A 21891-nucleotide genomic window follows, 5' to 3' on the forward strand; every position below is an offset into this window, starting at 1 on the left:
GATCATGTTGCTGACGCCCTTGGAAAAGGGGCGAAGGTCGTTACCGGCGGAAAGCGCCATGCGCTTGGCGGGACGTTCTACGAACCCACGGTGCTGACAGGTGCAACGCAGGCAATGAAGGTTGCCCGTGAGGAAACCTTTGGACCAGTCGCCCCACTTTTCCGGTTTGAAACGGAAGAAGAAGCCGTTGCCATGGCGAACGACACCGAGTTTGGTCTGGCGGCCTATTTCTACACCGAGAATGTCCGCCGGACATGGCGTGTCGCAGAAGCGCTCGAATACGGCATGGTGGGCCACAATACCGGCCTCATCTCCAATGAAGTCGCACCGTTCGGTGGCGTAAAGCAGTCCGGACTGGGCCGCGAAGGCTCTCACTACGGCATCGATGAATATCTTGAAATCAAATACCTGTGCTCGGCAATCGGCTGAGGTCACGCTGGGAGGATCAAATGACCATCAACCCCTTCGAATTCCGCACCGTTCCCTCCATGCAGGTTGCTTGGGGTGGCGCCCAGCGTCTGGGAGAGATTCTTTCCGATTGCCAAACGGCAACCGCTTCTCCTGACGATCGATGCTGCCCACGCCCTGGGCCACTGGGAAGAGAAGGCTTTACCTGGCTTCCTTGCCTCGACCGTTGACACGGTCCGCTCGGTTCAGAAGCTTCGCACCTATTCCGAAAAGCATGATGCGACGGACGCTACCGGTCATGACCCTGACGCTTGGGCGAACTTCAAGAAGGCTCCCGAATTCTACGCGTAAATAAGACACGCAAGCCAACACCTTGATACGGCGAGGTTGAGTCCAGCTTCGCCGTTTTTTTTTGTCTTATGAGCCAATGGCGCTGAGTCGAGCACTGGAGTGCGATGTTGCAAGGCCGCTTTGCTGCGACCCGCTCGCCACTTGCGGATATTGCGTAAAACGCGACTAATCCGGACCGTGTTGGGCTGTAATCAAAAACGGCTCCAAGAACATATACTGCATGAAATATCATAAGTGAGATTAGGTGGATTAGGCCCCGTTAGCAGCACCAAGCGCGGCAAAAACCTGCGGGGAAAATTCAAACTGTCGAGCTGTGCCCCGTCCCATCGAGTTTTTTCCCAGCGTCTCGGTCAGGATGCCGCGCTGGACCAAAAGATCGACAGTTTCGACCACGCCACCACGCGTCATTCCGGTAATTTCTATTACATTTGAAAGTGTTAGTTTTTGGTGGGCCTGGTGCATCAAATAGAGAATATTAAACATTCCAATCTGCTTGATCCGCGACTGTGCCGATTCACCGTCGAGCGGCTTCTCCAGGATTTCGCGCACCGCAAACACGGACAAGGCTTGAGCCTGCCATCTCTCACTTAAATTGCTTGCCATCTATTTAACTGTCCCTTATTTGCATAGTTAAAGAAGTGAATCGATTCGCCGGTTTGTCGAGGCGGGCGTTGAGGAAGCTGAAGGGGAGTGGGCATGAAGGGCCTTTTCGTTCGAACAATCATAGCAGCGTCAGTATTTGCTTCACTCTACACCATTTCGGAACTAGACGCTCGTGCCGACGAGTGGGGGTGCCAGGTTATTCTGTGCTTATCCAATCCGGGCGGCCCAACTCAATATTCCGAATGCAGGCCGCCTGTCGAAAAGCTTTGGAGGTGGCTGGCAAAAGGGCGCTCGTTTCCGACTTGCTCGGGCGCAGGGTTTCAAGCCTCTCGCCCTTTTTACGAACCATATCACTGCAACACCGGCTACCGATTATCCACTGGCTACGGTCCCAAAGGACGTGACGCGACGTGTCTTTCGACGTCGCTGCAGGCAGTGAGCCACAGCTTTTGCCTTTCGAATGGAGATGTCGACGATGCGAACAACAGCTTCGTCGTATCGCCGCGATGGCAAAGGGTGGACGGGCGATACGAATGCCTCGCCCGTACCCTAAAGCGACCGCTGGTCCGCGAGAAGCCTCGATATGTCGAGGTGACGATAGAGGGCGTCGGCAAGCAGAGGGTGTGGTTCTGAACATGCCCGTTGCCTTCCCAGATCTTGAGCAGGCCTGCGCGCCCTTCGTTTCAACTCCCGCAGGTGTGGTCAGCCTTCAAAGCGGGTCCGCTCCATTCCGCGTTCCGATCGAAACTAGTCCGCCGCTTCAGCGGCAACCTGCGCCCAGCGCCGAGGCAAACAAAGTCCCCACTTCCTGCGCCGCAACACGACATGACATACACATTGGCCTCGACGGGACAGGGTTGGAAGAACGGTGGAGATCGAACCGGTCGATACCCGGCGCTAGTTATCACCTCCCTAACCCCAAGGCTGCAGCGACGCTACTCGACGGCTACTACCGTCTCGCGACGAGGCGGCTTGCGGACCCTGCCAGCGCCGAGCAGGTGACGCACGCCTGCCACAGACATGACGATCCGTCGGTCGAAAGCCTTGTCAACTGCGACGCTCAGGTCCACCGCGAAATCGGACTGCGCCGACTGTTGATGGCTCAATCGACAAGCGGCGACACCGGGGAGGTGTCGCGGACAAACGGTTCGCCAAACTCTTCGCAGGCAGGTTCTGTTGCCGATGTGGCGGCCGAAAACACCCGTGGGGAGGCATCCGCGATCCCACCGGCGCCCTCGTGGGACGTCTTCAAGACCCGGCGCCGGTCATCCGTCCTGGTGTTTCAGGACAATCAATTGGAATTGGAGCAGAGTGAATGATAATCAGTTCCCCTATCAGGTCCGTCGCCACTTCGTCCGTCATCGCTGCCGCCGTTGTGGTGACGATGGTTGAGCCCGCCTTCGCGCAAGCCGCCGGTATCGAAACTGTCCTGCAGAACATCGTCGACATGTTGACGGGAAACATCGCCAAACTTCTGGCTGTGATTGCGGTCATCGTCATCTGCATCGCGTGGATGTTTGGCTATATGGACTTGAGGCGAGCGGGCTTCTGGATCATCGGTATTGGCGGTATCTTTGGCGCCACCGAACTCGTCAACACCATCGTGGGTGGTTGAAAATGGCGAGTGGGCGAACGGTTCTCGAAGAAGACACACTCTTTATCGCGTGCACGCGGCCTGCGATGATCGCCGGCGTCACGATCGAAGCTATGGGCTTCAACATCATGCTCACGACGATCCTCTATATCGTGGTTGGATCAATTTCCTACGCCTTCGTCGGCATCGTTTTCCATCTGATCTTCCAAGCGCTGGTCAAGCACGATCATAACATGTTCCGCATAATGCTCGCTTGGATCGAGACGCGCGGCCGGTCGCGCAACAGCGCCTATTGGGGCGGGGCAACACTTTCGCCTCTGACGCTGGCACGCCGCTTCGACGAGAGGGATATTGGAATTGCCTGACATCGGAAAACTCAGATCACGGGAACTCACGCCAGAGGCTTTCATCCCTTACGTGCGACACGTAGACGAGAAGACGATTGCGCTTGAGTCCCGCACACTCATGGTCATGGTTGCGCTCTCAGGCGTGTCTTTCGAGACCGCAGATTTGCTCGATCTCAACGCCCTCCATCGTGACCTCAACACACTCTATCGAAACATAGCCGATGAGCGGCTCGCGATCTGGACCCATCTCATTCGGCGCAGGGACAGCGATTATCCGGTCGGAGCATTTGCAACGCCATTCTCTGCCTCGCTGAACGAGAAATACCGGGAACGCATGGCGAGCGAACAACTTTTCCGCAATGATCTCTATCTGACCGTCCTCTGGTCGCCAGCGCGTGACCACGCTGACAAGGCTGGGAAGCTTTTGTCACGTCTTCGACGATCAAAACGCCTCGATACGGAATTGGATGAGGAGGCTCTAAAACAACTTAAGGATAAGGTCGCCAATCTGATGGCGGGCTTGAGGCGTTTCGAGCCACGTATTCTTTCCCTATACGAGGAAGAAGACATGCTGTTCTCTGAACCGAGCGAGGTGCTACACCAGATCGTCGGTGGGCGGCGTGAGCGTGTACCACTGACCGAAGGTCTTGTCGCCTCGGCAATTTACTCTGATCGCGTGATCATAGGTCGAGAAACCATCGAGATCCGGCATGAGGCAGAAAGCCGTTTTGCCGGCATTCTAAGTTTCAAAGAATATCCGGCCCGCACCAGGACAGGCATGCTGGACGGAATTCTGAACAGTCCATTCGAGCTCATTCTCTCACAGTCGTTCTGCTTTGTCTCGAAGGCGGACGCTCGCGTCATCATGGGACGTAAGCAAAACCAGTTGGTAAGCAGTGGCGACAAGGCAGCTTCGCAGATCGATGAACTTGACGACGCGATGGACGACCTGGAGTCCAATCGCTTCGTGATGGGCGAGCATCACCTGACGCTCTGCGTCTTTGCCCCTGCGTTGAAGGAATTAAGAGATAATCTGGCAAAGGTCCGCGCCAGCCTGACCAATGGCGGGGCTGTCGTTGCACGTGAGGATCTCGGCCTTGAAGCGGCATGGTGGGCGCAACTTCCGGGCAATTTTCGCTACCGCGCGCGCTCGGGTGCGATCAGTTCGAAGAATTTCGCAGCACTGTCACCGTTCCATTCCTATCCGATCGGGCAGAAGGACGGAAATGAGTGGGGACCTGCCGTCGCGGTGCTCAAGACCGCCTCGGGCTCGCCCTACTATTTCAATTTCCATCATGGCGACCTCGGCAACACCTTCATGTGCGGTCCATCCGGTGCGGGCAAAACCGTGATTGTCAATTTCATGCTTTCACAGCTGGAAAAACACGATCCATACGTGGTGTTCTTCGACAAGGATCGCGGTGCGGACCTTTATGTTCGCGCTGCCGGCGGCACCTATCTGGCGCTGAAGAATGGAGCCGAGACCGGCTGTGCTCCGCTGAAAGCACTCGACCTGACACCGGAAAACAAGGTGTTTCTGGCGCGCTGGGTCGGCAGGCTTGTGGGTTCAGCGACCCGGGAACTGACGGTCACCGAACTTCGCGACATTTCGGGGGCAATTGACGGCCTGGCCGACCTGCCCGCCGATCAGCGGACGATAGGGGCGCTGCGAACTTTCCTCAACAATACGGATCCGGAAGGGATTGCGGCCAGGCTCCGCCGATGGGAGAGGGGAGGGCCGCTTGGCTGGGTCTTCGACAATCCCATCGAGAATATCGGTTTGGCCGACTTGCGCGGATCAGGCAGATTTATAGGCTACGACATGACAGACTTCCTCGACAACGAGGAAATCCGCACGCCGCTGATGGCCTATCTCTTTCATCGCGTTGAGCAACTGATCGACGGTCGCCGGATCATCATCGTCATCGACGAATTCTGGAAGGCGCTGCGCGACGAGGCGTTCCGTGATCTTGCGCAAAACAAGCTGAAGACCATCCGCAAACAAAATGGATTGATGCTTTTTGCCACGCAAAGTCCACGTGACGCACTGAACTCACCGATCGCGCACACGATAATCGAGCAATGTGCGACACAGATATTTCTGCCCAATCCGCGCGGCAATCGCGACGATTATGTCGAAGGGTTCAAACTCACTGAGCGCGAATACGAGCTCATCGCTCGTGAACTTTCGGCGGAGAGCCGGCGGTTCGTGCTGAAGCAGGGAAGCAACAGTGTTGTCGCGGAGCTCGATTTGAACGGTTTCGACGATGAGCTCGCCATCCTCTCGGGCCGGACTGCAAATGTCGAACTTTTCGACGCGATCCGCGCGGAGGTTGGAGATGACGTCGAGACCTGGCTTCCCATTTTCCACAAGCGAAGGAGTGCACGCTGATGACTTCCTATCGACTCCATGGCGTACTGCTCAGCGCTGTGCTCATGCTTGCCGCTGAAAGCGCGCCAGGGCAGGGGATTCCTGTCAACGATCAGGCTGCGATTGCCAAGCAGATCGAGAGCATCGCACAGCTAAAATCGCAACTCGACGCCCTCAATGCGCAGATCGAGCAGGCTCGAGAGCTTTATGGCTCGCTCAACAAGCTGACGGATATGGCGGATGTCGCCAACATTCTCAACGATCCGGCAATCCGCAAGGCGCTTCCCTCCGACTTCACTGCAATCGAGGGATTGCTCAAAGGCAAGGGGACCGGAGCGTTCGGCGGATCCGCCTCAAGGTTTCTGGAGAGTAACTCGACCTACCGCACCGACGCCGATGATTTCTATGCGCAGGAATTGTCCCGGATCCAGAATAGGAATGCCGGACAAATGAGCCTTGGTGAACAGATCTACAATGCGGCGAGCAAGCGCATCGACGGAATTGATCAGCTGCGGGAAAAGATTTCCACGGCTGGCGACGCCAAGGAGATTGCCGACCTGCAGGCTCGGCTGCAAGCCGAACAGGCATTCCTGCAGACTGATGTTCTGCGGATGGAGGGGCTGAGGATGGTGCAGCAGGCGCACCAGCAGGTCGATGAACAGCGCAAGGCCGAGGATTGGCGCCAACGGATGGACGCTATGAAGGCGGCATTGCAATGAGGCACCCTCTCATCGTCCTTTGCCTGTTGCTCTTGGCGGCTTGCTCGCAAGAAGCGGAGCGAACTTACACGGTGGACGAGTTCGTCGCCGACACCGGGTTACTGTCCCGCACGATTTCCGAGTGCCGCAACAATCCGGGTGGATTGCGCCAGACGCCCAATTGCCTGAACGCGGAGGCGGCCGACTTTAAGCGCCGGCTCCAGAATATGCAAAAGGCTTTGGGAGGCTGACAAAATGTACAAGGTGTTTGAGTTCATCGACGGTCAGTTCAAGCGGCCGTTAGAGACTTTCGTCTCCGATGGGACGTCGAATATAGGCGAATGGGCCGCTGGTCCTTTGACGGTGGCAGTGACACTTTACGTGGTGCTCTACGGCTACCTCATCCTTCGGGGCTCGGTACAGGAACCGATCCTCGACTTCGCCTTCCGCGCGATGAAGCTCGCTATCATAGTGATGCTAGTGAAGAACGCCGACGACTATCAGACCTATGTCACAAACATCTTCTTCGATGTTTTGCCACGCGAGATCGCCCAGGCGCTAAATGCAGGTACGGCGCTAAGTGCCAGCACCTTCGACAGCCTGCTGGACAAAGGGCAGGCCGCTGCTGCCGATATTTGGAAGAGGGCTTCCTGGCCGGTTGACATCGTCACGGGCGTGGGCGGCATGATGGCTATTGGCATCAGCTTTTTAGTGGCGGGAATCGGCTATGTCGTTTCCCTTTATGCACGTTTGGCTCTGGCGATCGTTCTCGCGATAGGGCCGATTTTTATCGCGCTTGCCATGTTTCAATCGACGCGCCGTTTTACGGAAGCCTGGATCGGGCAGCTCGCAAACTTCGTGATCCTTCAGGTCCTCGTCGTTGCCGTCGGTTCGCTTTTGATCTCCTGCATGGACTCGGCCTTCACCGCAATCGACAGCTATAGCGACATCCTTATGCGCCCTACCGCTCTTTGCGCCATCGGGATAGCTGCCCTTTATGTATTCTACCAGCTGCCCGGCATTGCATCGGCACTGGCGTCTGGCGGCGCCTCGCTGGTCTATGGTTATACGACGGCACGTGACGTCCATGAAAGCACGGTGGCCCGAGGAGCCTCTTATACGGCCCGGATGATTGGTCGCGGTGCCCGGTTTGCCCGCCGCGCATTCGGATCAAGGAATGCCAGCGTAGACACCAGTCCAGAACAATAAGCAGAGGATCGCTGAATGTTTAAGCCTGCCCTGTTGCTCGTCTTTTCAGCCGCACTTGTCGGCTGCGCTTCAATGACCCACCCCTTGCCAAAATGTGACAGCTATTCACGCCGCCCAATGAACCGGTCGATGTGGGAATGGGACGGCGACACTAAGCTCAAACAGCAGCAATCTAACGCGAGTCCGTCCACTTCCGTCACGCCCTTTGCCGAAGAGGCCAGCCAGACCGCAGCTTTTGCGTATCTGGATATCGAGGCTTCCTATCGCCGTTGTGAGGGCTGAGACATGGTGGCGGCAGATAATCTTAAGAGCTACTTCGACAAAGCACGCCGTTTCGACCAGGACCGGATGATCCAGATCGAACGATCAAACAGGATTGCCTGGTCGATCGCCATGGCGTCAGGCATCGTCGCCGGTGTAGCCGTCTTCGCGGTCGCGAGTCTTACACCCCTCAAGACGGTTGAGCCGTTTGTGGTGCGCGTCGACAATTCGACCGGCATCGTCGATGTCGTGTCGGCTCTGACATCGACGGCAGGCACCTACGACGAGGCGGTGACCAAGTATTTCGCCGCGAAATATGTAAGGGCCCGCGAGGGTTACGTCTGGAGCGAAGCACAGGAGAATTTCCGCACCGTCGCTCTTTTGTCGACGCAGGCCGAACAGACGCGTTTTGCGGCCCTCTACCGTGGCACCAACCCGCAATCGCCTCAAAATACTTACGGTCGCGGCGCCACTGCAAGGATCGATATCGCTTCAATCTCCCTCATCAATGAGAATGTGGTCTCCGTGCGCTACATGCGAACGATCATGCGTGGCGAGGAAGTACGAATGACCCATTGGGTTGCGTCGCTGACCTACTCCTACGCCAACGCTCCGATGTCGTCGTCGGACCGTCTCGTAAACCCGCTCGGCTTTGCCGTCAGCGAATATCGTGCAGATCCGGAGGATGTGAGATGATGCGGACCCCAACAATCCTTATGGTAGTCCTTCATGTTTTGGCGTTGCCAGCGCTTGCCCTTGAGGTTCCAAGCGGTGCATCGCAAGACAGCCGGGTCCGGTTCGTGAACTACCAACCCTACAATATTACGAGGGTCGTCGGCTCTTTACGGTCATCCGTGCAGGTTGAATTCGCTGCGGATGAAGAAATTGCCCATGTCGCCCTCGGCAATAGCGTTGCCTGGGAAGTTGCGCCTGCCGGCAACACTCTGTTCCTGAAACCGCGCGAGAACCAGCCGGTGACGAATATATCCGTGGTGACGACGCGCAGGAATGGTTCGACCCGTAGCTACCAGATGGAACTAACGGTGCGCGACGGCTCGGTGGAGGCTGGTCAAAACACCTACTTCTACGTGAAGTACAGATATCCGGACGACGAAGCCGAGCTTCGCCGACGCGAGGCAGCATCGAGGGCGCTTGCGGCCCGGGCGAAGGACGCAGACGACGTCCTTTCGCTTCACGAAGCATATGGCCCTCGGAACTGGCGCTATTCAGCCCAGGGCTCGCATGCACTTGAACCGCAAAGCGTCTATGACAACGGCAAGATCACGACCTTCGCCTTTGTGGGTAATCAGGAGATGCCCGCGATCTATATGGAGAACTCAGATGGATCCGAAAGCCTAGTTCCGAAATCAATCGATCGAGATCTGGTGATGGTTCATGCGATCAGCCGCAAGTTCATCCTACGTCGGGGTAAGGATGTGCTCTGCATCTTCAACGAAGCCTACGACCGCGTAGGTATCAATCCTGACACCAACACGACGTCTCCTTCGGTGGAGCGCGTCATGAAGAGTGACATCACCGGGCAATAGTGAAGGGAATAGTCATGGATCAGGACGTCGAGGATCGCATCCCCGGAGAGCGTGCCGAAATTAGCGCGAGTCGCGGGGTGGACACGAACCCTGTTTTGAAACGCGGCGCTGTTGCAGTTGCGATCATCGCATTCGTCGGCTTCGCACTGTGGTCAACGACGGGAAAGAAGGGGAGAGAAGACAATGTTCAGCCTGAACGGATCGTTATACGCCAGACGACGCCCTTCGAGGCTGCAAAAGAGAAAGTTGAGCCGGAACAGCCGGTGCCTGAAATAAAACTGCCGACGCCCGTCGAACAACCGGTCACTGAAGAGAAGGACGAAATGCTCGATTCCGCTCGCCGTGCCCCCGTCATGGCCTTCAGTGGCGGCAACAAGAACCGGAAAGATGGGAGCGAAAGTGCTAGTTACTATTCTTCCGACAACGAAAATTTCTTGTCCCTCGATAACAAGGTGACCGTCCAGAACCAGCAGAACAATGAGCAGGATCGTTTCGATGGCCTGCTGCGGCCAACGCGGCTTGAAGGCTCGAGGGCCGGCACACTTGGAAACCGCAACTTCACCGTGGCGATGGGAACGTCTATTCCTTGCATTCTTGAAACCGCGTTGGCATCCGACCAGCCGGGATTTACCACTTGTGTAATCAACCGCGATGTTCTTTCTGACAATGGCAGGGTGGTCTTGATGGAAAAGGGCACGCAGGTTGTCGGCGAATATCGTGGAGGGCTTCAACGCGGGCAAAAGCGCCTGTTCATTCTCTGGAATCGCGCGAAAACACCGAAGGGCGTTATCGTCACTCTCGCATCACCAGCAACCGACAGACTTGGTCGTGCCGGTTTCGACGGCTATGTCGACACCCATTGGTGGGAGCGGTTCGGCAGCGCTCTTCTGCTTTCCGTTGTCGGGGACGCGACGAACTATGCAAGCAGTCGGCTGCGGGACAGCGATGTCGACGCGCAAAAAACAACGAGTGCAAGTCAACAGGCGGCCGCAATCGCGGTCGAACAGTCCATTAATATCCCGCCGACCCTCAATAAACATCAGGGTGAGCCGGTTTCGATCTTTGCGGCTCGCGATCTCGACTTTTCCGGCATCTACGGCCTTCGGGTGAGCGAACCCAGAAACCGCGTTTTTGATCGTGCAGTCCTAGGGGATTTCGCGCCACGATCAACGCTCCCGACGAAATAGGGCGCGAAATGTCACTCAGGCAGGATTCGGCTGTGGTCAGCGAGCTGTTAAAGCCGTTTTCGACATTCCTTCAGGACGGGACCCTTTTTGAAATCATTGTCAATCGGCCTGGGCAGGTGTTGACTGAAGGTCTCGGCGGTTGGCGGACTCATGAGATGCCAGAGCTAAGCTTCGAAAAACTCATGCGTCTTACCCGGGCCGTAGCGAGTTTCTCAAATCAGTCGATCGATGAGACGCATCCAATATTGTCTGCGGCGCTACCAGGGGGTGAGCGGATCCAGATCGTTATTCCCCCGGCGACGATCAAGGACAGTGTCAGCATAACGATCCGCAAGCCATCCTCGATCGACTTCAGCCTTGATGATTTGGAGGAAAAGGGATTTTTCCAGGGAGCATGCGCGGCGAAGAGTATCTCCTCCCCGCAGGATGAGGAACTGAGCGAGACTTACCGTTCGGGCCGTTTCAAGGATTTCCTGCGACAGGCCGTCATCGCTCGGAAAAACATTATTATTTCTGGCGCCACAGGCTCTGCGAAAACGACACTTTCCAAAGCACTGATCAAGCATATTCCCGAAAACGAGAGGGTCATTTCCATAGAGGACACTCCAGAGCTCGTTATCTCACAACCGAACCACGTGCGCTTGTTCTACTCGAAAGGAGGACAGGGGCTTTCTCGCGCCGGACCCAAGGAACTTCTCGAATCCTGCCTTCGTATGCGACCGGATAGGATTATGCTGCAGGAGCTTCGCGACGGGACGGCCTTCTACTATATCCGGAATGTGAATTCGGGCCATCCCGGGGCAATAACCACCATCCATGCCAACTCCGCAGAACTGGCATTTGAGCAGCTTGTCCTGCTCGTCAAGGAGTCAGAGGGCGGCGCGGGCCTTGATCGGGCCGACATCTTCGCATTTTTGAAGGCAAGTATCGACATCGTTGCTCAGTGCATGCGCGACAAAGGGAACTTTCGGCTGTCTGAAGTTTATTTCAGGGGCGCGCTCGTTTAGAGCCAAGGCTTAGCAAACTGAGCGTCTCACGGGGCTCCGGGGCGCATTGACGTAGCTCTGCGTTGGGAGTTTGCTTGCGTTGTGTATTCATGATGTGCCGGCAAGCCGGAAATGCTCGCTCGCTCGCAAGGCCCATGTTGGAGGAGCTAATCCAACTGCATCATGCCAGCCCGAAGGGTAGGTGTAGCGGCTTGCCAACATAAGCGCCTCTGCTCGCAAACATCGGCATTTTCTGCTCGAATTATCTGACAATGGAGCGGGCGTCGTGCTCACGCTCTTTGCCAATGTGCTCGCAAACATCCGGGTCTGCTTGCAAACATCCGCCACGTGCTCAGATTAATTGCCAGCGACGGCATGGTCAAACCGGGACGCCTGCCTGTCGTAGTTGCTCGGTCAGCTGACGGGAATATTCGGGATCAAGGGTGCCCGCCAGGAAGGCGCGGATATCCGACGGCCGAGCATTGAGGTGCGTGACCAGAGCCGTCGCATCGTAACCATTTCGGGTCAACGTCGGTTCGAGATCGTCGATGGCGCGGGACAGGACCTGCTCGACGATTTCGGCGGTAACCGGCTTGGCGCCGAGGCGAAAGCCCTGCTCGAATGCGAGGGTGAGATGCATCTCGATCTGAAGCGGCGTGCGCAAACGTTCGGCGATGAGGTCGATGGCTTCTTCCTCGAGGAGTTCGCCAACCTTTACGCCTTCGGCCGCACAGGCGCCAAGCAGCCAGGCAACATAGTCGCGGCGCGCGGAGCCGATCCCCTCGTAGTCAAAAATGGTCGTGCGGTAGCCAATCTCCTCCATTTGCGGCCGGCGCAGATCATTGCGCAACCGGGGATGCCCGACAAGAAGTACGGAAAGGAGCACGCCGGCGTCGGCGACCACCTCCATCAGTCGCTTCAGGCCGGTTAAGGTCTTGTGGTGCAGGTCATGGGCCTCGTCGACCACGAGGACGATCGGCCGTTTGCCTTTTTTCATGATGTCGCGCAGGTCGCGCTCCCGGCGCTCGGCCTGCTTGGGGATCTTGACCTGCGCACGATCGCCGGGAGACAAGTCGTAGAACAGGGCTTCAATGAGCGATGGCAGCGAAGTGCGCCGCTTGTCGACCGCCAGCGATTTGGCGAGTGCGACCTTGCCGGCTTTGGTGAGTTCGGCCTCGATGCGGCGCAAAAGGTGGGTTTTCCCCGAACCGACCAGGCCGGAGACCACGACAAGCCGACCGGTCTGGACGGCCGCACACACCTCGCGGATGATCGTGCGCTGATGCTCGGTCTCAAAGTTGCCGGCCCCTTGGAAAGGCCGGTCGAGGCCGTAACTGGATTGAACGTCAGCGAGCATCATTCTTCCTTTCTTCGCGCCTGGAAGCGTTCGCGGATACGGGCCGCGATCATCTTTTTGTCGAGTGTTTCTCCAAGCAGTTCATTGATGAAGGCGCGGTCACCGGCATTCATCGCGCCGATCGGCCGGCCGAGCTGGTCGGCGATGGCCCCACGGGCTGCGAGGCCATTTGGATAAGCGGTCTCTATTGCGGGTTCCGGAAACGGTGTCCGCCGTACACTCAGCCCAGCCGTGGTCGGGGGCAGCGAAGGCAATGGACGATCCCCGCCGGTGACCGCGGCGCGGGGGAGCCCAAGTTGGTCTGCCAGGCGCACCACCTTGTCGAGCCGCTCTTCGAGCTTGCTCTTCTGGTATTTGCGATAGCGAAAGAGGGGAACCGCCCCGCGCGAAGGTTGGAATGGACCGAAGCGCTTGCCCTCATGCTCGACGAACAGTTCCTGATCGAACAGGCCCCAGAGCAAGGTCACCGTTTCGCCGGCAAGTTCGGGCTCGACCTCATAGGATGCGCCTTCGACCGATACGGTCGCGTCTCCAGCAACCGTCCGTCGTTCCGGTTCGCGCGCAAAGGCGCAGAACCGCTCCCAGGAGCACATCGCCCGCACCCCGTCAGGAGGAAGATGCCGCAGCCAATCCTCGATGCGTGCATGAGACTCTGTGCGATGGTCGCCGTTATTGTAGGTGACCAAGGCGCGCCTGAGCCAAAGGTTGGCTTCCTCTTCGTCCTTCGGCTTGTGGAAATGATAGAGGGTCTCGTGCACTTCCTTGATCGTGCGAAACGGCCGCTCGACCTTGCCTTTCGCTCGCGCCGGCGTGCGCCGCTCGCTGTCCGACGGGGGCATATGCGTGAGAACCCGGACACCAAGGCTACCCATGACGGACTGGAAAACGCGCGAGCGGCTCACCGGCCCGTTATCCATATGGATGGTCGTTGGAATCCCCTGAAGCGGCAGTTCCGGTTCAGGCTTGGCGGCGAAGGCATTGTAGAGAAAGCGCAAGGCGGACTCCGCGTCCTCGCCGTAGACGGAGCGGTATTCCTGATAGCTCGCGCCGGAGCGATCATCGACCACGGAGAACAGCATCAGCGTCGGCCGGCCGCGCCCTTCCTCGACCCAAAGCGGCGCTTCCACCTGCTTCAGGTCGGACGGGCTCATGTCGAAGTGCCAGAGTTCGTTGGAACGCCGCGCCTGGAATCGGACGGCAGCCACCGGGCGGGTGACGCGCGCATAATCCAGGCCGGAAACACGCAGCAGCCGATCGACCGTTGCGCGTTTCAAGATGCCGGGCGGTGCACGGACCAGGCCATCGGGCGTCACCACGCCGTCTTCCTCAAGCAGCTTGATGGCGCGCGCCGTGGAGATATGCCGCCCCTTCCGGTTCGCCGTTCTGATCTTCAGGGCCGCGATGATTTCGGCATAGGTTTCCATCTCCGGCTGCGGGGCGATCCGGGAGGTTCCGTGATCGGCGCGCCGTACGGATTTCGGGCGGTTCAACTCCCGCAGCGCCCGATACAGGGTCCAGATCGAGATGCCGTAGGCATCGGCGGCACGAGCAACAATCTCGGTACGGCCTGGATCACGGGGAGAAAGCAGCGACAATCGGCGTCGAAGATCGACAAGAGCCTCTCCGGGCGGCCGCTTTCTCCGCTCAGCCATGGACGTCCTCGGATTCCACTGTTTTGGGAGAGCCACCCTTCTTGCCGATATGACGATAGAGGGTTGCAACAGAAACCCCCATGCGCTGCGCAATATTGCGTACCGGTATGCTGCCTTCCTTCATCAGGGCGCGCGCCGCGGCAATATCGCCCGGGCGCATCGCGGGCGGGCGGCCACCCTTGCGGCCACGTTGCCGCGCCTCGACCAGTCCAGCCGTCGTGCGTTCGCGGATCAGAGCACGTTCGAACTGGGCGATCGCACCGAAGACATGGAAGGTCAGCATGCCGCCCGGCGTCGTCGTATCAATGCTCTCGGTCAAGGACACGAGCCCGATCTTCGCGCGCTCCAACTCTTCCGCCGTCGCGATGAGCTTCTTTAGCGATCGCGCCAACCGATCGAGTTTCCAGACAACGAGCGTGTCACCAGTGCGAAGCACGTCGGAGAGAATTCGGCCCAATTCCGGGCGGTCATCGCGAGCGCCTGACCCGCGCTCGGTAAACACCTTCTCGCAACCGGCGCGTCTCAGCGCCTCAAGCTGAAGCTCCGGATTTTGATCGATCGTGCTGACCCTGGCGTACCCGACCCGCATAGCCATCCAAATGTTCTTGAAAGTCGTTGGACACATAGCATTTTGCGACAACCGTTTCTATAACAGTTTTGAGAAGATTCCATCGCGCCATTCAAGGGGCGTGACGGCATGCGCTATGGCATGCTCAAAAACCCTCGTTTATGACAAACGATCCATGGAAACCAACTATGTGTCTGACGGCCGAATATTCGCGACATGGAGCAGGGAACCTTACGCATCGAAAATCGGGCGGTCCCCGATCTTGTCCCCCTTGTATGGGATACTCCGGGAATTGAGGCGGCGATACCAAAGGATGCGGTCGGCCAGGCCGTTACCATGTTCGAGCCGCAGGAATGCGCCAACTACTTCAAATCTTGCGGATATGACCCCGAGTAATGTGGACGTGCTCTAGGTCACCCAGAGGGGCGCTCGCATCGAGTATAACCTTAAGCGCGATTGCTTCCGGTGAACCATCCTCCATATGTACGGGATGTACAGCCCACACAGACTTTTCGAGAACCACATTCTCAACAGAAACCTCATAAAGCCTACCCGACGCGAGCTCATCGAGGACAGTGCTCCTCATCACGATCGAAATGCCGAGACCAGCTCGAACTGCATGCTTCACAGCCTCAGTGCTCCCGACATTGAATGAGATTGGGAATTGCTCTGCCGCTTGGCCGAAGGCCTCGCGGAGCACGGATCCGGTACCGGTTCCACGTTCTCCGCCAATGAGGGACTCTTGAAATAACTCTGCCGCTTCAATTGTTTTTCGCGTCCTCCAATTATGCTGTGGGGATACGATTATTACCAGCTTTTCCTTCCGCCAAAGGCGGGCTTGATATCCTTTTCGATCGTCCCACCATTCGGTAAAGGCTAGATCAATCTCCTTCCTCAAGAGCTTTTCGATGATTTCAGGATTTGAGGCAACGGCCACCTCAGGTGGCCGGCCTTGAGCATCCTGTAAACGCTTCAAGTGGACTGGCAAAATATAGGTACCGATGTTAGTACTGGCACCCAACGTAATCCGGCCGCTGTGCAGGCGGTCCAGAGATCTCTTCGTGACGGTCAAAAGGCTGCGTGCGAATGGCAAGAATACGAGCCCTTGCCGAGTCGGCACACACTTGTCCTTCCTCCTCTCGACCAGCCGCACCCCTAGTATATCCTCCAATCGTTTCACATTATGTGAGACAGTCGGTTGGGATATCTGAAGCCGTCGCGACGCCTCGTGAAAGCTGCCAGTTTCGATTACCTCTATGAATGCTGCGACATGCGAAAGGCTAAACATTACTTTCTCTAATCAAGGAATTAGTTGAACCTCGTTAATTGCCGCACGAGGTCTTCGGCCTTGGACAAAATCTATAATGTTGTCAGCAGCCTCGTGCTCGATAGCCAAACGCGACTTCGCCACTGCTGAGCCTATGTGGGGTGTCAAGATCGAATCATGTTCGCGATTGAGGAGACCCCCGTGGACCTTGTCAGGCCGGTCGGGTCTGGCCCAGTCCTCCATCTCATAAACATCAGCGGCGTAGCCTCCCAAGCGCCCCGCCTGCAATGCAGCGACAACAGCCTCTTCATCAACCACGCTTCCGCGTGCAGGATTAATAAGAAGTGCTCCTTTGGGCATTTTGGCGAGTTGTTCAGCGCCGAGGAGATGCTTCGTTTCGGCCGAAAGCGGGAGTGCACACACAAGAAAGGTAGACGACGAGATCAACTGGTCAAATTCAAGAGGCTTTACGTTCAGTCTGATCTCATCGGCTTTGTCCAGGGATTGACGATCCCAGTACGACACAATGGCGCCGAAGGTACTTAGGCGCTGCGCTATAGCTTTTCCGATCGCTCCCATCCCTAAAATGCCGATTGCTGTGCCCTGCAGCCCAAGGCCGTAAAACCGAGGGCGCCAACCTTTGTAATCCCTCCTGACGCTCTTGTCGCCTGGCAGAATGTGCCGCCCAAGAGCAATCATCAGACCGATTGTAAGTTCGGCTGTCGGGTCAGTGAGAAGATCGGACACTATCGTGACGTGGACTCCACGCTGCGTGCAGGCTTCGATGTCGAAGTTATCGAAGCCTTTCAGCGCACATGCCACAAGTTGAAGATCGGGAGCGTGCGCGAGTACAGACGCGTCGATCATGTCCGGCATGAACGCCATCATCGCCTTGGCGTCGCTCAATTCTGCGAGCAGTTTCTCGCGGGGCCATGTATCATCAGTATCGTTGCAAACTAAACGAGCGTGGGGAGATAGCTTTGAGATAATCTCCTCGTGGACGCGATGGGTGATTACTACCTTTGGGAGCATTTAATTTATCCTTCTATTGCAGCTGGCGGCGGAGGAGAGCGCCGACCTGGTCAACGATGGTGACCATCAGAAGGACAACGAGCATGATCGCAAGAACCTCCTGATAATTCATGATCCGGAGGGATGTCATCAACTCGAAACCGATACCACCAGCTCCCACAGTGCCCAGGATTGTCGAGGCGCGGAAGTTGTACTCCCACCGATAGATGGTCACATCGGCCAATTGCGGTAGAACTTGTGGCAAGATCGCCCGCGTCACGATCTGGAACGGCGACGCACCAGCTGCGCGTGCGGCTTCTATAGGCGCATTATCGCAATGCTCGATCGCCTCCGCAAAGAACTTGCCCACCATGCCAACCGAGTGAAGACCAAGAGCCAGCACGCCTGGGAGCGCTCCAAATCCCACTGCCGCCACGAAGACGATGCCCATAATCAGCTCCGGGATCGACCGTAGACCATTCAACAATCCACGCGAGATCATATAGATGACAGCGTTGGGTGCTGTTTTCCCTGAGGCGAAAAAGCCAACTGGAAGTGATATCAGTACCGCGATCGCAGTCCCAGCTATACTCATCGCCAGAGTGTCGATGAGAGGGCTGATCCACTCCAAGCCTCGGTTGAAATCCGGGGGAAACATTTCCGTACCGAGCTGCCAGAGCGCAGGAAACCCAGATCCCAGACGCTCCAGATCAAGAAGACCGGAGTGATAACTGCTAACAATGATCACACACGCAATTGCCAACGCGATCACGCCAGCTCTGGTCCAAGCTTTGTTTTGATGTTGAAGGATAGAGTCGTAGTCGGCCGACGGCTGTGTCATCACATATCCTGGAAGAAAGGACGCAGGCCAGCGCCTGCGTCGAAAGGTGAGAAACTGTCTCGAACGCGCCTTACTGACTCAGGTCCAAGTTCAGCACTTTACCGAGCTCACGGACGACGTCGTAGGCTTTGTCATCGATCGGAGCGAACCCATCGGCTTTGAAGGATGCCAATACCTTTTCGTCTTTAAGGTCGATGAAGGCTTTGGTGATCGCCTCTTTCAACGAAGTGTCAAGATCCGACCGCATGGTCCAGGGGTACTGCGGGAACGGATCGGACTCGGCGAGGGCGATAACTTTCTTAGGATCAATGGTGCCACGAGCGACCATTGAATTGTAGATGGGCAACGAAAGTCCGCCAATCTGAGCATTGCCATTCTGCACTGCAATAGCCACGGCATCATGCGACCCTACGAAGTTCTCGCTATAGTCTTTTCCAGCCTCAACTCCGGCCTTAAGCAGCATAGATTTCGGGATAAGGTGGCTTGAGGTGGAAGCCACGTCCCCAAACGCGACCTTTTTCCCTTTTGCATCTTCAAGGCTTTCGATGCCAGCCTCTGCATTGGCGACAACTACAGCGCGATAGGTAGTTTCGCCATCCTTCATAAGTGCTGCGAAAGGCTCGATATCAGCCTTGGTTTTCGCGAGCGTGTAAGAGAGCGGCCCGAAATAAGCCAACTCAAGCCGGCCGAAACGCATCGCTTCGATCATTGACGAGTAGTCGGTCGTTACGATCAGTTCAATCTCCCGACCGAGTGTCTTCTCAAGATACTCCTCGAGAGGACGATTGTTTTTGATGACAGTGGCGGCGTTCTCGTCCGGTAGCAACGCGACGCGCAATGTCTCTGGATTTGAGCCAGCATGCGCCAACGAACTCCAGCCAAGAACGGCGAGGAATGCGAGGGACAGAAGCTTCTTCATAATGCGGCCTCCATGGCAGCTAAAGGTTGATCATACTCGTAGTTGGACAAATCTTGTGTTGTGGTCGGATTTCTTGGGGCGCTGCGGTAGATCGACGCACACATTTGATCGGTCAGTTCGTCGACAGCGGCGTCCGCAACCACTTCCCCGTCGCGCATAGCAATGACCCGGTCGCCGAACCGGCGAGCTAGATCGATCTGATGAAGGCTGATCACAGCAGTGATGCCGTCGGCTGTGCATATTTCGCGAAGCTGCGACAGGACCTCGACAGCCGTTTCAGGGTCCAGACTTGCAACGGGCTCATCTGCAAGGACCAGTTGGGGCTTCTGGACCAGCGCGCGCGCAATGCCCACCCGTTGCTGCTGACCGCCGGATAGTTGATCCGCCCTGACGAGAGCCTTATCAAGAAGGCCTACGCGTTCAAGGCATTCCAACCCCAGCCTTCGATCCGAACGCGGCATAGGGAACAACGTACGCCAGCCAGAGTGGTAGCCCAGGCGGCCCGTCATGACGTTGTCGAGCGCGCTCAAGCGCCCTATGAGTTGGTGCTGCTGGAATATCATCCCAGTTCGCCTTCGGTGAATGCGAAGCTTAGTTTCCGCATCCAGAGCACCAATATCGTTAGAAGTGATCGAACCAGACGTCGGCGCAACCAAGCCGTTGAGTGTCCGGATGAGGGTAGATTTGCCTGCGCCGGATCTACCGAGGAGCACGACGAACTGACCCTGGTTGAACGTCAATGTCGTTGTCTTCAAAGCTTGGGTGCCGTTGGCATAGGTCACGGCAACTCCGTTCAGAGCCAGCATCACAATAATCCTGATCGTTAGTGGTGCATCGATTGAATATTTGCATCACTATGGGCGACATATGACGTCCGTTTATCAGGCTCGTGAAACTTCAATGACAGCACTTAAACTCAGCTCTACCTCCTCGCGTAGCTGCGATGGAGAAATTTCACCCAGAGCCGCCTGATCATGACGGCCCGGTCCCAATTCTACACCACCTTGACGGATGCTATCCCATATTCGGCCAGATAAACCGGCCCTTCTCCAGCCGCCGGGTAAAAAGGCAGGCGCCCAGACCATCATGCCAGATGATCTTCAAAATATCCGATCTGCGGCCCCTGAAGACGAAGAGATGCCCTGACAACGGATCATGCTGCAGAACCTCCTGCACCCGAAGCGCCAAGGAGGGAAAGCCACAGCGCATGTCCGTATATCCGCGCCTTCCTGGCGGGCACCCTTGATCCCGAATATTCCCGTCAGCTGACCGAGCAACTACGACAGGCAGGCGTCCCGGTTTGACCATGCCGTCGCTGGCAATTAATCTGAGCACGTGGCGGATGTTTGCAAGCAGACCCGGATGTTTGCGAGCACATTGGCAAAGAGCGTGAGCACGACGCCCGCTCCATTGTCAGATAATTCGAGCAGAAAATGCCGATGTTTGCGAGCAGAGGCGCTTATGTTGGCAAGCCGCTACAGGTAGGGGATCACGCGCTTCCGTGCAAATTGGCCATGAACACCTCGGCCGGCGTCTTGTAACCCAGGCATTTGCGCGGCTGATTGTTCAGATGTCTCGCAAGTGTGGTCAGGTCGCGTTGTGACACCAACGCCAGATCGGTGTTGCCGGGAAGGAAGCGACGAAGATGTTTGTTTGCGTTCTCGACCGTGCCTTTCTGCCAGGGTGCACTGAGATCGCAAAACCAGCTGGATGCGCCCATCCCATCCTCCAAAGCCCTGAATTCGGCGAACTCGGTCCCACGGTCAAAGGTGAAGCTTCGACGTGCGAATGCCGGCAAGGGTGAGAATGATCTGATGATCTTGTCCATGATCGGACCGGAATGCCGACTTGGGTTCTTGATCAGCACGAGGTAGGCTCTTGCGCTCGACAAGCGAGGTGATGTTTGCCTGGCCGAATGGGCGCTCAAAGATCAGAAGATCACCTTCCCAATGACCGAATTCTAGTCTTTGCCCAACGATATCAGGCCTTTCCGAGATCCGATGCGTCGATGGAAACGCACCTCCGCGCGGTTTCCTCGAGCGCAATGGACGACGTTTGCGGCGCGCTTCCGGCAGGTAGTCATAGAGACCTAAGCCGTAATCCTCCTTACTGTAGATGAAGCGATAGATCGTCTCCTTGCACACACGAGCCAGGCATACGCCGTCGGAAACCAGGCGGCCGGCAATCTGTTCCGGTGACCAGCGAGCCTTCAATTGACTGATAATTTCCTCGCTCAAATCGGGATGACGTCTGAGCTTTCTCAGCCTGCATCGCCGTTCCCGAGCCAGATCATTGGCAAGCGTGCTGTAGTAGCCATCATAGTCCGGCAGTTCACGATCATGGAACGAGTTGCGCCTGATCTCGCGATATATCGTCGAGCGATGACGGCCAAGTAGACGCGCCATCTCGTTGATGGACACTTTGGCTGTCATCAGCTGATGAAGGCGTCGGCGGTCGGCGAAGGTGATTTGCGTATAGCATCGAGACATGTCGAAATCTCCGAAATGAAGCCATTGAAATTACTGGCATGTCGCACTTGGAAATAGAATGTACCCCGCTACAAACGATGTGGCGGCAAGGTTGGAATGTCGCGCATTGCGCAAAGTTAAAATGTCGTCTGCCGCTCTCGCAGCCCGTTAGAAATGCGACACTGACCGCCTCCTTGCTCTGACGGTCAGCCCCCGACCGGACCGGCTGGACCGGGTTGCAAGGGT

24 protein-coding genes and 1 pseudogene are annotated in these 21891 nt (G+C 56.8%); 14 read left to right on the forward strand and 11 right to left on the reverse strand.

The window, feature by feature from the left end; all coding sequences use genetic code 11:
• Positions 1-429, forward strand: a 429-nt coding sequence (locus DOU54_RS26660) for an aldehyde dehydrogenase family protein (protein WP_146617413.1), incomplete at its 5' end; no start/stop codon positions are given.
• A gap of 75 nt (positions 430-504) precedes the next feature.
• A complete protein-coding gene (locus DOU54_RS26665; protein ID WP_502695993.1) occupies positions 505-759 on the forward strand; it encodes a hypothetical protein in 255 nt (84 codons plus the stop codon).
• Positions 760-1008: 249 nt separating this feature from the next.
• Here the strand turns inward: DOU54_RS26665 and DOU54_RS26670 are convergent, their stop codons facing one another.
• Entirely contained in the window at positions 1009-1362 is a 354-nt protein-coding gene (locus DOU54_RS26670; protein WP_113732168.1) for a transcriptional regulator, read from the reverse strand.
• A gap of 93 nt (positions 1363-1455) precedes the next feature.
• Between DOU54_RS26670 and DOU54_RS28355 the strand changes: the two genes are divergently transcribed.
• The 12 genes from DOU54_RS28355 (at position 1456) to virB11 (ending at position 11583) form a co-directional block, all read left to right on the forward strand.
• A complete protein-coding gene (locus DOU54_RS28355; RefSeq protein WP_113732169.1) occupies positions 1456-1995 on the forward strand; it encodes a hypothetical protein in 540 nt (179 codons plus the stop codon).
• Between the two features lie 682 nt (positions 1996-2677).
• The gene (locus tag DOU54_RS26685) at positions 2678-2977 is read left to right on the forward strand and encodes a TrbC/VirB2 family protein (RefSeq protein WP_113732171.1); all 300 of its coding nucleotides are present in this window, start codon (positions 2678-2680) and stop codon (positions 2975-2977) included.
• A gap of 2 nt (positions 2978-2979) precedes the next feature.
• Positions 2980-3321 carry a VirB3 family type IV secretion system protein gene (locus tag DOU54_RS26690; protein WP_113732172.1) on the forward strand — a complete coding sequence of 114 codons (342 nt, stop codon included), beginning with the start codon at positions 2980-2982 and terminating at the stop codon, positions 3319-3321.
• Complete coding sequence (locus DOU54_RS26695; RefSeq protein ID WP_113732180.1) at positions 3314-5695, forward strand: VirB4 family type IV secretion/conjugal transfer ATPase; 2382 nt, start codon at positions 3314-3316, stop codon at positions 5693-5695. The genes DOU54_RS26690 and DOU54_RS26695 overlap by 8 nt, the downstream gene beginning before the upstream one ends.
• A complete protein-coding gene (gene virB5 / locus DOU54_RS26700) occupies positions 5695-6393 on the forward strand; it encodes a P-type DNA transfer protein VirB5 (RefSeq protein WP_113732173.1) in 699 nt (232 codons plus the stop codon). Before DOU54_RS26695 ends, virB5 begins: the two co-directional genes overlap by 1 nt.
• On the forward strand, positions 6390-6623 hold the full coding sequence (locus DOU54_RS26705; RefSeq protein WP_113732174.1) for an EexN family lipoprotein: 234 nt from the start codon (positions 6390-6392) through the stop codon (positions 6621-6623). Before virB5 ends, DOU54_RS26705 begins: the two co-directional genes overlap by 4 nt.
• 4 nt (positions 6624-6627) lie before the next feature.
• Positions 6628-7581, forward strand: a complete 954-nt coding sequence (locus tag DOU54_RS26710) for a TrbL/VirB6 family protein (RefSeq protein WP_113732175.1) — start codon at positions 6628-6630, stop codon at positions 7579-7581.
• A 15-nt stretch (positions 7582-7596) separates the two neighbouring features.
• The gene (locus DOU54_RS26715) at positions 7597-7863 is read left to right on the forward strand and encodes a hypothetical protein (protein WP_113732176.1); all 267 of its coding nucleotides are present in this window, start codon (positions 7597-7599) and stop codon (positions 7861-7863) included.
• A gap of 3 nt (positions 7864-7866) precedes the next feature.
• Complete coding sequence (locus DOU54_RS26720) at positions 7867-8538, forward strand: VirB8 family type IV secretion system protein (RefSeq protein WP_113732177.1); 672 nt, start codon at positions 7867-7869, stop codon at positions 8536-8538.
• Positions 8538-9389, forward strand: a complete 852-nt coding sequence (gene virB9, locus DOU54_RS26725; RefSeq protein ID WP_113732181.1) for a P-type conjugative transfer protein VirB9 — start codon at positions 8538-8540, stop codon at positions 9387-9389. Before DOU54_RS26720 ends, virB9 begins: the two co-directional genes overlap by 1 nt.
• 14 nt (positions 9390-9403) lie before the next feature.
• Entirely contained in the window at positions 9404-10576 is a 1173-nt protein-coding gene (gene virB10 / locus DOU54_RS26730; protein WP_113732178.1) for a type IV secretion system protein VirB10, read from the forward strand.
• Between the two features lie 8 nt (positions 10577-10584).
• Positions 10585-11583 (forward strand): P-type DNA transfer ATPase VirB11, encoded by a 999-nt coding sequence (gene virB11 / locus DOU54_RS26735; protein ID WP_113732179.1) that lies wholly within the window; start codon positions 10585-10587, stop codon positions 11581-11583.
• Between the two features lie 358 nt (positions 11584-11941).
• Here the strand turns inward: virB11 and DOU54_RS26740 are convergent, their stop codons facing one another.
• The 10 genes and pseudogenes from DOU54_RS26740 to DOU54_RS26790 all read right to left on the reverse strand — a co-directional run bounded on the left by DOU54_RS26740 (position 11942) and on the right by DOU54_RS26790 (position 21666).
• Positions 11942-12922 (reverse strand): ExeA family protein, encoded by a 981-nt coding sequence (locus tag DOU54_RS26740; RefSeq protein ID WP_003501092.1) that lies wholly within the window; start codon positions 12920-12922, stop codon positions 11942-11944.
• Positions 12919-14571 (reverse strand): IS481 family transposase, encoded by a 1653-nt coding sequence (locus DOU54_RS26745; protein ID WP_003501095.1) that lies wholly within the window; start codon positions 14569-14571, stop codon positions 12919-12921. The genes DOU54_RS26740 and DOU54_RS26745 overlap by 4 nt, the downstream gene beginning before the upstream one ends.
• Positions 14564-15166, reverse strand: a complete 603-nt coding sequence (locus tag DOU54_RS26750; RefSeq protein ID WP_003501098.1) for a recombinase family protein — start codon at positions 15164-15166, stop codon at positions 14564-14566. Before DOU54_RS26750 ends, DOU54_RS26745 begins: the two co-directional genes overlap by 8 nt.
• A 340-nt stretch (positions 15167-15506) precedes the next feature.
• Positions 15507-16427 carry a LysR family transcriptional regulator gene (locus DOU54_RS26760; RefSeq protein ID WP_003501100.1) on the reverse strand — a complete coding sequence of 307 codons (921 nt, stop codon included), beginning with the start codon at positions 16425-16427 and terminating at the stop codon, positions 15507-15509.
• Positions 16428-16439: 12 nt separating this feature from the next.
• A complete protein-coding gene (locus DOU54_RS26765; protein ID WP_003501101.1) occupies positions 16440-17438 on the reverse strand; it encodes a phosphonate dehydrogenase in 999 nt (332 codons plus the stop codon).
• Positions 17439-17451: 13 nt separating this feature from the next.
• Positions 17452-18258, reverse strand: a complete 807-nt coding sequence (gene phnE, locus DOU54_RS26770) for a phosphonate ABC transporter, permease protein PhnE (RefSeq protein ID WP_006473411.1) — start codon at positions 18256-18258, stop codon at positions 17452-17454.
• 70 nt (positions 18259-18328) lie between these two features.
• Positions 18329-19177, reverse strand: coding sequence for a phosphate/phosphite/phosphonate ABC transporter substrate-binding protein (gene phnD / locus DOU54_RS26775; protein WP_003501103.1), 849 nt, complete (start codon positions 19175-19177; stop codon positions 18329-18331).
• Positions 19174-19983, reverse strand: coding sequence for a phosphonate ABC transporter ATP-binding protein (phnC, locus tag DOU54_RS26780; protein WP_006473175.1), 810 nt, complete (start codon positions 19981-19983; stop codon positions 19174-19176). The genes phnD and phnC overlap by 4 nt, the downstream gene beginning before the upstream one ends.
• 208 nt (positions 19984-20191) lie before the next feature.
• On the reverse strand, positions 20192-20485 hold the full coding sequence (gene tnpB, locus DOU54_RS28525) for an IS66 family insertion sequence element accessory protein TnpB (protein WP_080600525.1): 294 nt from the start codon (positions 20483-20485) through the stop codon (positions 20192-20194).
• A 181-nt stretch (positions 20486-20666) separates the two neighbouring features.
• Positions 20667-21666, reverse strand: a pseudogene (locus tag DOU54_RS26790) (IS30 family transposase).
• Positions 21667-21891 lie beyond the last annotated feature (225 nt).

Source organism: Agrobacterium sp. MS2 (genome assembly GCF_003261015.1).
Lineage (GTDB): Bacteria > Pseudomonadota > Alphaproteobacteria > Rhizobiales > Rhizobiaceae > Agrobacterium > Agrobacterium pusense.